Annotated in this window: 13 protein-coding genes; 3 read left to right on the top strand and 10 right to left on the bottom strand. The window is 71.7% G+C overall.

Annotated features, from left to right (window positions below):
* The first annotated feature begins 78 nt into the window (after positions 1 to 78).
* The gene (locus OG948_RS46755; RefSeq protein WP_331771113.1) at positions 79 to 669 is read left to right on the top strand and encodes a helix-turn-helix domain-containing protein; all 591 of its coding nucleotides are present in this window, start codon (positions 79 to 81) and stop codon (positions 667 to 669) included.
* 26 nt (positions 670 to 695) lie between these two features.
* Here OG948_RS46755 and OG948_RS46750 read toward each other — a convergent pair whose 3' ends face one another.
* The 7 genes from OG948_RS46750 to OG948_RS46720 form a co-directional block, all read right to left on the bottom strand.
* A complete protein-coding gene (locus tag OG948_RS46750; protein WP_331771112.1) occupies positions 696 to 2,213 on the bottom strand; it encodes a class I adenylate-forming enzyme family protein in 1,518 nt (505 codons plus the stop codon).
* A 46-nt stretch (positions 2,214 to 2,259) separates the two neighbouring features.
* Positions 2,260 to 2,616 carry a hypothetical protein gene (locus OG948_RS46745; RefSeq protein ID WP_331771111.1) on the bottom strand — a complete coding sequence of 119 codons (357 nt, stop codon included), beginning with the start codon at positions 2,614 to 2,616 and terminating at the stop codon, positions 2,260 to 2,262.
* Positions 2,617 to 2,695: 79 nt separating this feature from the next.
* The gene (locus OG948_RS46740) at positions 2,696 to 3,811 is read right to left on the bottom strand and encodes a D-2-hydroxyacid dehydrogenase (RefSeq protein WP_331771110.1); all 1,116 of its coding nucleotides are present in this window, start codon (positions 3,809 to 3,811) and stop codon (positions 2,696 to 2,698) included.
* A complete protein-coding gene (locus tag OG948_RS46735) occupies positions 3,808 to 4,716 on the bottom strand; it encodes a thiamine pyrophosphate-dependent enzyme (protein ID WP_331771109.1) in 909 nt (302 codons plus the stop codon). Before OG948_RS46735 ends, OG948_RS46740 begins: the two co-directional genes overlap by 4 nt.
* Positions 4,713 to 5,924, bottom strand: coding sequence for a hypothetical protein (locus OG948_RS46730; RefSeq protein WP_331771108.1), 1,212 nt, complete (start codon positions 5,922 to 5,924; stop codon positions 4,713 to 4,715). The genes OG948_RS46735 and OG948_RS46730 overlap by 4 nt, the downstream gene beginning before the upstream one ends.
* Positions 5,921 to 6,211, bottom strand: a complete 291-nt coding sequence (locus tag OG948_RS46725) for a 4Fe-4S dicluster domain-containing protein (protein ID WP_331771107.1) — start codon at positions 6,209 to 6,211, stop codon at positions 5,921 to 5,923. The genes OG948_RS46730 and OG948_RS46725 overlap by 4 nt, the downstream gene beginning before the upstream one ends.
* Positions 6,208 to 6,777, bottom strand: a complete 570-nt coding sequence (locus tag OG948_RS46720; RefSeq protein ID WP_331771106.1) for a 2-oxoacid:acceptor oxidoreductase family protein — start codon at positions 6,775 to 6,777, stop codon at positions 6,208 to 6,210. Before OG948_RS46720 ends, OG948_RS46725 begins: the two co-directional genes overlap by 4 nt.
* 153 nt (positions 6,778 to 6,930) lie before the next feature.
* Between OG948_RS46720 and OG948_RS46715 the strand changes: the two genes are divergently transcribed.
* Positions 6,931 to 7,614, top strand: a complete 684-nt coding sequence (locus tag OG948_RS46715; protein WP_331771105.1) for a TetR/AcrR family transcriptional regulator — start codon at positions 6,931 to 6,933, stop codon at positions 7,612 to 7,614.
* Positions 7,615 to 7,623: 9 nt separating this feature from the next.
* On the opposite strand, the gene OG948_RS46710 is transcribed toward OG948_RS46715, so the two are convergent.
* Positions 7,624 to 8,532: an AraC family transcriptional regulator gene (locus OG948_RS46710; RefSeq protein WP_331773529.1), complete on the bottom strand. Its 909-nt coding sequence runs from the start codon at positions 8,530 to 8,532 to the stop codon at positions 7,624 to 7,626.
* A gap of 225 nt (positions 8,533 to 8,757) precedes the next feature.
* Here OG948_RS46710 and OG948_RS46705 point away from each other — a divergent pair, with 225 nt between their 5' ends.
* Positions 8,758 to 9,513, top strand: a complete 756-nt coding sequence (locus tag OG948_RS46705) for an SDR family oxidoreductase (RefSeq protein WP_331771104.1) — start codon at positions 8,758 to 8,760, stop codon at positions 9,511 to 9,513.
* 77 nt (positions 9,514 to 9,590) lie between these two features.
* Here the strand turns inward: OG948_RS46705 and OG948_RS46700 are convergent, their stop codons facing one another.
* Positions 9,591 to 11,171: an IS1182 family transposase gene (locus OG948_RS46700; RefSeq protein ID WP_406300154.1), complete on the bottom strand. Its 1,581-nt coding sequence runs from the start codon at positions 11,169 to 11,171 to the stop codon at positions 9,591 to 9,593.
* Positions 11,172 to 11,278: 107 nt separating this feature from the next.
* Entirely contained in the window at positions 11,279 to 12,082 is an 804-nt protein-coding gene (locus OG948_RS46695; protein WP_331771102.1) for a class I SAM-dependent methyltransferase, read from the bottom strand.
* Positions 12,083 to 12,185: the final 103 nt, after the last annotated feature.

Here is a 12,185-nt window from a genome sequence, read left to right as displayed (position 1 = left end):
ACTGAGGACCCTCGGCTAAACTGAGGGCTCCTCGGAATAATAAGTCGAGGTACCCTCGAATAAGCAAGGGGCAGGTGGATGAGCGGCACCCGAACGCGCCGACCGCGCGCCGACGCGCAACGCAACTACGAGCGCATCCTCGAGGCGGCCGACGCGGCGTTCCGCGAACAGGGCACGGGCGCGTCCCTGGAGGGCATCGCCCGCCAGGCGGGAGTCGCCATCGGAACCCTGTACGGGCACTTCCCCAACCGGCGGGCCCTCGCCGCCGCCCTGCTCCGCGAACGGCACGCGACCCTCTTCGAGTCCGCCGAAGAACCACCCGAGCAGGGCATGCCGTTGGCCGCGATCGCCCGCTGGATGGGTGCGGTCGCGGTACACGCGGCGGCCTACCGGGGCCTTGCCGCGCTGCTGATGGAGGGCCTCGGCGACGAGGCCTCGGAACTGCACGAGGCGTGCGAGCGCATGGCCGCGATCACCGAGAGCCTGCTGAGCACCGCCCGCGACGCGGGCGCGGTCCGCGACGAGGTCACCGCCGCGGACATCCACGCACTGATGAACGCCGCCGCCTGGCTGCGCGAACAGGTGCCGTCGACCCAGGCCGAACACCTCCTGCGCCTGATGGTGGCCGGCCTCCGCCCGGGCGGCGAGGACCCGAGGCAGGAAGCCTGACGGGAACCGACGGTGATCCGGGGGAGCTACTTCCGGGTCGTGGTGATCTGCTGGACCAGGTGACGGCGCAGGATCTGGCCGGTTGCGGGGGTGCGGGGGAGTTCGGGTACGTAGACCACTCGGCGCGGGTGTTTGTGGGTGGCGAGTCGGCCCGCGCAGGCGGCGCGCAGTGTGGTGAGGTCGGGTGGGCTCGTGGCGTCGGTCGGCACCACGACCGCGCAGATCAATTCGCCCCAGGTCGGGTCCGGCAGACCCACCACGGCCGCTTCGCGGACCCCCTCGACCCGGAGCAGCACCGCCTCGACCTCGCCGGGAGCGACCGCTTCGCCGCCGGTGCGGATCAGCTCGCCCACCCGGCCGACGATGCTCAGGTAGCCGTCGGCGTCCACGGTCGCGAGGTCGCCCGTGTGGAAGCGGCCGTCCCGCAGTACCGCGCGGGTGGCCGCCTCGTCGTCGAAGTAGCCGTCGAACAGCAGCGGCCCGCGCACGCACACCTCGCCGTCGGCCCCGAGCTCGACCTCCTGGTAGGGGCTCGGCACTCCGCAACTGCCCGGCTTGCGCGGCACGTCGTCGCCGTCGAGCGCGGCCACGTTGCCCGCCTCGGTCGAGCCGTAGAAGACGCGGAGCACGGCGCTCGGGGCGGCCTCGGCGATCGCCGCGAGCAACTCCGGCGGGGTGCGGGAGGTACCGGTGTCGGCGAACCGCAACGTCGCCAGCGTGCCGCCGTCGGGTCCCTCCTCCGCCGCGAGCGTGTCCAACACCCGCTGCCAGACCGCCGGTACGCAGTTCAGTCGGGTCGCGCGGTGCCGGCGCACCGCGGACACGATCTCCGGGCCGTCCGCCCGGGTGACCAGGACCACCGTGTCGCGGGCCTGCCACTGCTGCAGCGCGATCGTCCAGGCACCCATGTGGAACAGCGGGTACGGGCACACCATCGCGCCGCGCGGTTCGAGCTGCGCCCCGGGATGGGTGCGCAGCACGTTCGTGCGGTGGGAGAGGATCACGCCCTTGGGCCGACCGGTGCTGCCGGACGTGAAGAACAGCACGTGCGGGTCGCTCTCACGCGGACCGTCGCAGGTCTCGCCGTCTCCGCCGTCTCCGCCGTCTCCGCCGCTCGGCGCGGTGTGCGCCGGATCCGCCGAACCCGCGACCTCCGCCAGACCGAGTCCCGGTACGCCGAGCGCGGCCCCCACCGCCGCGCCCGGCACACTCTCGTCCGCGATCATCAGCGCCGGCCGGGCCACCCGTACCGTCGCGGTCGCCTCGGCCGCGGACAGCCCCGGGCTCAGCGGGACGTACACCGCGCCGATCCGGGCCAGCGCCACGAACACCGGCAGCACGTCGAGCGTGGTCCGGTTCCAGCACGCGACCCGGTCACCGCGCCGGACGCCGGCCGCACGCAGCGCGTGTACGGTGCCGGACGCCGCCGCGTGCAAGGCGCCGAAGGTGAGCGCGTCCTCGCCCAGGACCGCCGCCGGCCGGTCCGGGACGGCCCGCGCCGCGCCCGTGAACACGGCGTCGATCACCAGACCCTCGTGCGCCATTGCCACACCCTTTCGTCGGTGCTCCGCGCCGGTGTGACAACCCGGGTCAGCGGTCCTTCAGTTCGACGATGATCTCGTGATACCGCTGCTCGCCGACGTTGATCGCGGTCTCCACGCCGCCGCGTCGCATCGGGACGACCACGCCGGGAACCACGTCGGCGGCGAAGTACTCGCGGTACTCGCCTTCGGTGTCCGGTTCGGGTTCGACCGCGATCCGGTCGCCCGCGATCTGGATCAGGTAGTAGTCCAGTTCGTGCCGGTGCGCGTCGCTGCGCGCGCCCGGAGCGAGTTCGAGTTCCCAGATCCGGACCTTGTCGTCCTCGAACAACACCCGGGTACCGATCCCGCCGAGGGTGCGTTCGGCGGCCGGCTCGCCCGTCGCGGACACGGTTTCGTCGCTCATCTGCTGATCCGTCCTTGGGTCGCTGGGGTGGTATGGGCGGTGGTGGCGCCGGCGGTGGCGGTGATGGGCAGCCGGGGATTCAGCAGCCCGCGTCCGGGTCGATCCGGTTGCGGAGTTCCTCGCCCGCCAGGTACCGGGCCAGGTTGTCGCGGAAGAGCCGGAAGACCTCGGTGAAGTGTTCGAGGGCCGCGCTGGAGCAGTGCGCGGACAGGTACAGGTTCGGCGCGTCCCACAGCGGGTCGTCGGCGGGCAGCGGCTCGGCCGCGACCACGTCCAGGGCGGCGCCGCCGAGCCGGCCGCCGCGCAGCGCCGCGATCAGGTCCGCCTCGACCACGAACGACCCCCGGCCGACGTTGCAGTAGAACGCGCCCTCGCGCATCGCGGCGAACGCGGCGGCGTTCATCGTGCCGACCGTGTCCGCCGTCTCCGGGGCCGCGGACACCACCGCGTCGCAGCCCGCCAACATCTCGTGCAGGTCGTCCGGGTGGAAGAGCCGGTCCACGTGCTCGGCGGGCACCTCCACCCGACGCCGCGTCGCGTGCACCGTCATCCCGAACGCCTGGGCTCGGCGCGCCAGTTGCGAACCGATCCCGCCGACGCCGATCAGACCCAGAGTCCGGCCCTGGATCAGCCCGCCGAACGCCGGCTTCCAGCGCCGCGCGTCCTGGAGCGCGTCCAGCTCGCGATGCCGCTTGAAGAACGCGAGCATCCGGGCGAAGACGAACTCCGCGATCGGCGTGCCGTTCACACCGGCCGCCGTGGTCAGCCGGATCCGCTCGGTGGGCAGGCCCGCCGAGAGCAGTTGCCCGTTGCCCGCCGCGCAGCTTTGCACCCAGCGCAGCTTCGGCGCCAGGTCCGCCACCTCGAACGGCAGGTCCGCGACCAGCGCGATCTCGGCCCGGGCCAGCAGGTCGCGCTGGTCGGCGGTCAACTCGGGGGCGAGCTCGCGCAGTTCCGGGCGGGCGGCGGTGCCGGGCCGGCCGCGCTCGGTGCGCAGGCGCTCGGGTTCGACGTAGCGGCAGTCCACGATCTCCAGCCGGGGATCGAGCGCGCGCACCGCGTCGAGGTCGGCCGCGAGCACGTGCGCCGGCCTGATGTCCCAGGCCGAGGGGTACATGACGGCGACCACGATGGACGGCCGATCGGGTTCGGGCGCGGGCCTGTGCGTCTGCTCGGGTTCGGGCGCGTCACTCACGCGGATGTCCTCCGGTCCTTCAGTACGCCGAGGGTGTGCGTCGCGGCGTGCGTGTTCGCCAGATAGTCGGGCGCGGCGGCGGTGTCCACGAACCAGCCGGTCGGGCACATGGTCAGGATCTCCACGAACGAGAAGCCGTCGCCGCGCAACTGGGTTCGGAACGCGTTCTTGATCATGCGGGTGGTGCGGGTGATGTTGACGATGTCGTTGACCGCGCCGCGCGCGACGTACGCGGCGCCGTCGAGTTCGGCGATCAGATCGGCGAGTCGGATCGGGTAGCCGTGTACGGCCGCGTCGCGCCCGTCCAGCGTGTTCTTGGTGCGCTGGCCGAGCACGGTCGCGGCGGTCATGTGTCCCCCGGTCTCGCCGAATACGCCGTTGTTGAGCATGAAGCACGTGACGTTCTCGCCGCGTGCCGCCGTGTGCAGCACCTCCTGGAGGCCCTCGTTGACCATGTCGCCGTCGCCCTGCACGGTGAACACGAGGGTGTCCGGCCGGCAGCGCTTGACGCCGGTGGCCAGGGACGGGGCCCGGCCGTGCAGGGCTTGCAGCACCTCGATGTCGAGGTTGTTGGAGTAGGCCGTGTAGCAGCCGATCCCGAACACCGCGATCGCCTTGGTGACCTGGTCCAGTTCCTGTACCTGCTCGACCATCGAGCGCATCGCGATCGGCTCGCCGCAGCCGGGACACAGGTGATGCGCGCCGACGTCGATCAGATCGGGGGTGAAGTCGTGCACGAGCCGGGCCCCGCACGTGGGCGCGGTGGCGGTGGTGGTCAGCACGGGCAACTCGCGGCGTCCGGCGGGCTGCGGGCCGGGCTGCGGGCCGGACCGGGCACCGGACGCGGGGTCCGGCGGGGTGGCCGCGCCGGTGGAGGCACCGCTCGTCGGCGTTCCGGCGCTCATCGGTGGTCCGCCGCGGGTCGGGCGTCGGCGGCCGAGTCCCGGTCTGCGGCCGGATTCGGATCGACCGCCGGGGCTCGTGCCGATCCGTCGCCGGCCGACGCGAACACCGCCTCGATCCGCCGCCGCATCGCACCGACATCGAGGTCGGGCGCGATGCCGAAGCCGGACGAGTCCAGGCTGAGCCGGCCGATGAACCGCACCGGCGCCGCGCCGAGCACGGCCAGGCGTACGTCGTCCACCATCTGTCCTCCGCTGTTCTCGTACACCGCCACCACCCGCGCGCCCGCCGCCGCGGCGCGCACGATCTCGCTCGGGAACGGCACCAGCGTGATCGGGCGCACGTAGCCGACCCGCAGGCCCAGCGCGCGCAGGTCGCGAACGGCCTGGCGGACGTACAGCGCGGGCGTTCCGTACGCGACCACCACGACCTCGGCGTCGGCCAGGAACCCGGTCTCCGCGCGGGGTTCGGTCTCGGCGACCATGCGTTCCATCGCACCGCCGTGCCGGGTGTAGAACTCGGCCAGGTCGTAGCCGGCGTCGGTGCGATCGCCGGCGTGCCGCTGCTTGCGGTCGGACAGCGGCGAGAGAAGTCTGGCCGCGCCGGTCCCGCCGGACGAGCCGTCCAGCGCCCAGTCGCGCGCGGGCAGCGGGCCGAAGTCGCGCGGCCGGACGTCGACCGACACGTGCGTGTGGGCCAGGTAGTAGTCGCCCATCACCAGCACCGGACTGCGCCAGAACTCGGCCAGGTGGAACGCGTACTGGGTCAACTCGACCGCCTCGCGCACATCGCACGGCGCGAGCACCAGGTGCCGGTAGTCGCCGTGTCCGCCGCCGCGGGTGGCCTGGAAGTAGTCGCCCTGCGCGCGCGCCATGTTCAACACCACCAGCGGCAGCCGCGCGTACACGATCTCGGCCAGCGACTCCTGCATCAGCGACAGGCCCTGCCCGGTCGACCCGGTCGCGGCCGGCGTACCGGTGGCGGCGGCGCCCCACGCCATCCCGACCGCCTCCAACTCGCTCTCCGCGTTGACGCAGACGCCGTCGACCTCGGGCAGCCGGGCCGCCATGTGTTCGAGCACCTCGGTGAACGGCGTCATCGGGTAACCGGCGAAGAACCGGCAGCCGGCCGCGATCATCGCCTCGCCGATCGCGGCCGAGCCGGGCAGTACGGGCGGGCGGGTGTCGGTCGTGGTCCCTGGCCTGCTCATCGGCGGTCGCCTCCGGTCTCGTCGCGGGGTTCGTCGTACCGGTAGACCTGGAAGACGAAGTCCGGGCAGACCGCCGAACACGCCTTGCAGGCGATGCAGCCGGGCAACAGCTGCGGATAGCGGTAGCCCCGGTCGTTGACCTCGTCGACGGTCATCCGCAACACGTCCACGGGGCACGCGTCGATACACAGGTCGCAGCCCTTGCAGGCGTCGACGTCGATCACCAGGGTGCCCTTGCTGAGCACCGGTTCGCCGGGCCGCGCGGTCCCCGGGCCTCGGCCGCTCACGCGTACACCGGCCAGGCTCGCAGCGCCGGTCCGGCGTGCGCGTGTCCCATCCGCAGCGCGCTGCGGATGCCTTCCGCGTGTTGCCTTCGATACGGCGGCAACACCTCGGCGGCGGTGTCCAGGAGGGTGTCGAGGCCGACGACGGCGGTCGCGGCGGCGTACGCGCCGAGCGCGATCATGGTCACCGCCGCGGGGTTGCCGGTGCTCGCGGCCAACTCCGAGGCGGGGATGGGCACGAGCCGGCCGACGACGGGTGTCGTGCCCGGGTCGCACAGGCTCGTGTTGAGCACGAGCAGGCCGTCGTCGTGCAGTCGGGAGTAGACGCCGCTCGCGTGTGCGGGGTGCAGGACCAGGCCGGACCAGGCCGAGGCGACGGTCGGCGGACTCTCGACCGGCGCGTCGCCGAGGACGAGTGTGGTGTCCGAGTTGCCGCCGCGCATCATGCCGCCGTACGACCCGAAGTACATCGCGTGCCGGCCCTCGGCCACCGCGGCCGCGGCGAGCAGTGCGGTGGCGAGCTGGATGCCCTGACCGCCGATCCCGGTCAGTAGAACCTCGCGCTGCATGGAGACCCCTTCCTCGCTGCTTCCGCTGCCCGGGAGAACCGTGCGGGGTGTAGCCGGGAACGCAGTGAGTATGTCCGAGAACGTTGTTCCGGATAGTATGATGCAGCGTTCCGACAAACAAGAGCGTCGGAGAATCGAGGGTGGGGACCGCCGATGGACGAGATCGACGGGGTCGACGGGGTCGACAAGCTCCAAGGGACCGAAGCGGCGGCGAGCTCCGAGGGTCTGGTGGGCAACGCGGTCCGCCGGCCGCTGGAGGCGCGATGGGCGGTCTACGAGCAGGAGGTTCGGCGACTGATCGACGCGACCTACCGGGTGGTCGAGCGCACCGGCAGCCTCGATCCCACGATGCGCGACATCATGCGCGAGTCCGGGCTGTCGAACCAGGCGTTCTACCGGCACTTCCGGTCCAAGGACGAACTGCTCGTGGCGATGCTCGACGACGGCCGGCGGCGGATGGCCGCGTACCTGGACCACCGGATGTCGAGCGCGCCCGAGGTCGCGGGCAAGGTCGCCGCCTGGATCGAGGGCGTCCTCGCCCAGGCCGGCGACCCGATCGCGGCCGCCCGCACGCGCCCGTTCGTCGCCCACCAGGACCGCCTGGCCGACCTCTTCCCGACCGAACAACGCGACTCGATCGAGGCCATGCTCCGCCCCCTGCGCGAGGCGTTGGCCGGCGCGCCGACCCCGAACCCGCCGGCCGACGCCCGCGCGATCTACCGCCTGACCCTGGCCACCCTCCACGACCACCTGCGTACGGGCACGGCGGTCGCCCCCGAGGACCGGGCCCACACGGTGCGCTTCGCGTTGGCGGGCACGGGTCTGAGCGCGAACTGACGCACTGCCTCAGAGCGCGACGGACGCTCCCGCCGGGGCGTACGTGTCACGCAATCGCACGGCATCCCGACTCGGGGACGTACCGAAGAGGCGCCGGTACTCCCGACTGAACTGGGACGGGCTGTCGTAGCCGACGCGCCGACCGACGCCGGTGACGTCGTTGGGGTGCGTGGCGAGCAGCAACCGGGCTTCCTGGAGCCGGATCTGCTTCTGGAACTGGATGGGGCTCATCGCGGTCACCGCCTGGAAGTTGCGGTAGAAGGCCGACACGCTCATGCCGGTCGATCGCGCGACGGTCTCGACCCGAAACGGCTGCGCGTAGTGCTCGCGGATCCAGCGCACGGCGCGTGCGATGTGGTTGAGGCTGCTGTCGGCGAGGCCGAGTTGGCGTACCACGGCGCCCTGTTCGCCGGTGATCAGCCGCCACAGGATCTCCCGCTTGACCAGGGGCGCGAGGACGTCCCGGTCACGCGGGTGGTCCAGCAGGCGAAGCACGCGCACCACGGCGTCGAGGAGTTCGTCGGAGGCGTCGCTGACGGCGATGCCCGACGGCGCGCCGGAGGTGGTGCGCGGCGAGTGTCCGGGCCCGGCCTGAAGGAGCAGTTCGGCGACGGCGGACGGTTCCAGCACCAGGCCGAACCCGAGCGCGGGCCGGTCCGGGTCGGCGCCGATGAACTGGCCGGTCACGGGGAGGTCGACCGACGCGACCAGGTATTGCCCGGCACCGTATTCGAACACCCGGTCGCCCAGCGCCAGTCGTTTCGCGCCTTGGGCGATGACCGCCAGGATCGTGCCGGACATCGACGGCGTGGGCGGGTCGGACCGGTCGACCTTGGAGATGAGCACGCCGTCCACCGCCGTGGTCCAGTCGGACCGCGCGTGCCGGGCCAGCAGGGTGCGGAACTCGTCGAGGTACATGGCTCCAGTGCAGCAGACAACCCGGCCGCGGCCCTCGATCGGGAGGATCAGGCAAGTACGCGGGAGCATCGTTCTACCGTTTTCGCAGGTCAACGGGCTTGAATGGAATCACCGGAAACAGTCGGGGGACCAAGACCCGCCACTCCGGGACAACCACCATTCACCATCGCGCCGCCCGATCCGCTCCACTCTCCCGGGCCGGCCGACAACCCACGGAGGAACACCATGAAGGTCGCCATCGTCACCGGCGCGGGCTCCGGTATCGGGCAGAGCGCCGCGATCCGGATCGCCGAGCGCGGGATGGGCGTCATCCTGACCTACAGCAGCAACCGGGAAGGAGGCCTGCACACCGCGGCCGTGATCGAGAAGGCGGGCGGCACGGCGGTGGCACTCCCGCTGGACCTCGCCGACAGCGGCACCTTCCCGGCGTTCCGTGACTCGGTGGTCGACGCGCTGCGGGACACCTGGCAGCGGGACACCTTCGACCACCTCGTCAACAACGCGGGATCCGTGCGGACCTCGATGTTCGAGGACACCACCGAGGACACCTTCGACCTGCTGACACGCGTACTGCTCAAGGGCCCGTACTTCCTGACCCAGCGACTGCTGCCGCTGATGGAGGACGGCGGCGCCATCGTCAACACGAGCAGCAACTCGACCGGCGTCGGACTGGAGCCCGGCTACTCGGTCTACGGGACGATGAAGGGTGGGCTCGACGTGCTGACCCGCTACATGGCCAAGGAGTTCGCCACCCGCGGCATCCGCGTCAACTCCGTCTCCCCGGGCCCGACCCGCACCCGGCTCGGCGACAACGCCTTCGAACGTTTCCCCGAGGTCATCCCCGCCCTCGCCGCGAAGACCGCACTCGGCCGGGTCGGCGAACCCGACGACATCGGCGCGATGATCGCCACGCTGATCTCGACGGAGAGCCGCTGGGTGACCGCCCAGAACATCGAGGTGTCGGGCGGCTACAACCTCTAGAAGGTCGATGAAAATCTTGGGACCGGTTCCGTCGCGTCAGTGGCGGAACGGGTCGCGTTTCGGGTGCTGTGCCCCGCTCAGGCGGTGGTGGGCAGGCGCCAGGTGGTGCCGTCGTGGGTGAGGCCGAGGCGGATGAGGGTCCGCAGGTTGATCGCGGCGGCGCGGACGTGGAGCCAACGATCGTTGGGGGCGGTGCCGCGGTGGCGGAGTCTGCGGTTGCCGCGGGCGACGATCCAGGCGACCGCGCGTTCCACCGGTGGGCGCCAACGCCGGTACTCGGCCTGCCAATGGAGGTCGGTGGCGGCCTGTCGACGCGCGGCGGCGAGGTGGTCGTGGTGCGGACGGATGGTGAGGGTCCGCCCGGCTTCGGCCTTGGTGCACCGGCCTCGGAGCGGGCAGTCGGTGCAGTGGTCGCCGAAGAACGCCTTGCGTTGGCGGTGTTGTCCGGCGGGGGCTGCCAGGGCGGCGGTGTGGCCGGCCGGGCAGGTCGCGGTGTGGGCGGTGGTGTCGACGGCGAAGTCGTCGAGGGTGAACCCGCCGGGCACCGCGCTGCGCAACGGGGCGGGTTTGAGGAACAACCGGTGCCCGGCGGCCTCCAGGACCGCGCGGGCGTCGCCGGTGGAGTAGGCGGTGTCGCCCAGGAGGTCGACCGGGTCCGGCTCGTCGGCGAGAAGGTCGAGGACGACGTTCGCCTCGTGGTGTTCGGCGCCCGAACCCGGGGTGAGTGCCACCGCGGTGAACAGGAGCGTCTCGGGTTCCACGACCAGGTGGGCCTTGTAACCGTCCTGGTGGCGGCTGCGGGTCTTGTGGATGTGTCGGGACTGCGGGTCGACGACCGAGACGACGCGGTCGGGGGCGGTGCCCCGGGTGATCCGCCACCTGCCGTCGCGGCCGTCGGAGCCGTCGGCGGGCTCCACGTCCTGCCCCGCCACGAGCGCGAGCAGGCCGATCGCGTTCGCCGCGCGTTCGCCGTGCTCGCGGTCGGGCAGGTTCCCCAGCAGCAGGAACGCGTCGCGGACCAGGGCGTCCACCAGATCGGCTCGGGCGGCCGGGTCGTTCCAGGCGATCCTGGGTTTCCCCGGGTCGGTGTAGTCGTGGGCGCGGCAGTGTTCGGTCGCGACGGCCGCGGCGTCGGGGACCTCACGGATCACCGCGCGCACTCCGGAGACGAGTTGGGTGACGGTGTCCTGGGTGGCGACCGCGTCGTCCAGGACGGTGGAGTCGACCGCCCGACGCTGCCTGCCCTTCAACACGCCGGTGGCCCGCACGACCTCGCGGACCGCGTCGAAGACCCGGTCCGGACGCGCCGACCGGGCCAGGCGGCGACGGAAGTACGCCAACAGCGACGGGTCGAACGCGATGTCGTGCAGGCCGAGCCCGCAGGCGGCCTTCCACCGCAGGTCGCACCGCAGTTCCTGCACGGTGTCGAAGTCCGAGAGCCCGTTCAGGGCCTGCAACGTGATCGCCGCCGCCAGGACCTGCGGCGGCATCGACGGACGCCCGTTCGCCGACGGATACATGTCCGCGAACATCACCGCCGGAAACAACGCCTCGCGATGCTCGGCCAGGAACGCGAACACACTCCCCGCCGGGATCAGCTCCCGACACGTCGCCCACACGTCCGGCCCGATCAACTCACCCGACCATTCCCCCTGCACCATGAAAACGAGTCTGGTCCCGCCGCTGACGCGGCGGGGCCAGAACGCAACATCTTCATGAGTCTTCTAGGCCCTGTCCGGCCCGGTTGTTTCGGCGGCGGCCGGGGCTACGGGCCCGCCGATCGTCGGATGCGGACGATGTCGTGGTCGTGGCCGATGGAGAAGCCGGAGTCGTTCGGCTCGGCGAAGTTGGTCAGGACGTAGTGTTCGAGGGCCTTGCGGCTCGGCAGGTGGTCGCGGGTGGCCAGGTCCGGGACGTTCACCATGAACTCGGCCACCGCGAGGGCGTCGGCCAGGTTGTCCGCACGAAAGCGCACGGGCAGGGTCTCGACGGTCCAGTCCCCGACGAGGCCGTCGTCGGCCGCGACAAGCGCGCTCGCCGTCGCCGCCAGGTCGAAGCGCACGTCGAAGAAGTGCCGCACCAGGCGCATGCACTCGTTGTCCGGATTCTGGAGCGCGAGGACGAGTTCACCGCCCGGTCGGACCCAGCCCAGCATGCGCCGCACCGTGGGCAGCCAACGCGGCTCCGGCAGGTAGTACAGCATGTGCGAACACAGCGCGAAGTCGGCGACGGCGGGCAACTCCACCGCTTCGACGGGATCGCCCAGCACCTCCGCGTCCGGGCAGGCGAGGCGGAGCGCGGTACGCATGTACTCGCCGGGTTCGATCGCGATCGTGCGCTCGAAGTAGCGGCTCAGGTACCGGGTGGTCGCACCGGAACCGGCCCCGATGTCGACGAAGACCGAACGGCGGGGCAACTGTTCCACCAGCGCGGCCAGATGGGCATGGGTCACGGCCTTCTCGTCCGATCCGGCGAGGAAGAGTTCGAAGGCTTGGCGGTATTCGTCTCCGGCGACGTCCAGGATCCGAATCGGGTCGGAAGGGGATGCCTCGGCAGGTGGCAACGCCATGCGGTTCGCCCTCCCCGCGAGGATCCCCCGCAGTTCGCTGTGGTCGTGGGACACCACGCTACGCCGTTACGGGGGCCCGATCCCGGATTGGCGAGAGTGAGCG

It is taken from the genome of Embleya sp. NBC_00888, assembly GCF_045207655.1.
GTDB lineage: Bacteria > Actinomycetota > Actinomycetes > Streptomycetales > Streptomycetaceae > Embleya.
The sequence above is the reverse complement of the archived record's forward strand: the minus strand, read 5'-3'. Positions and strand labels throughout refer to the sequence as shown.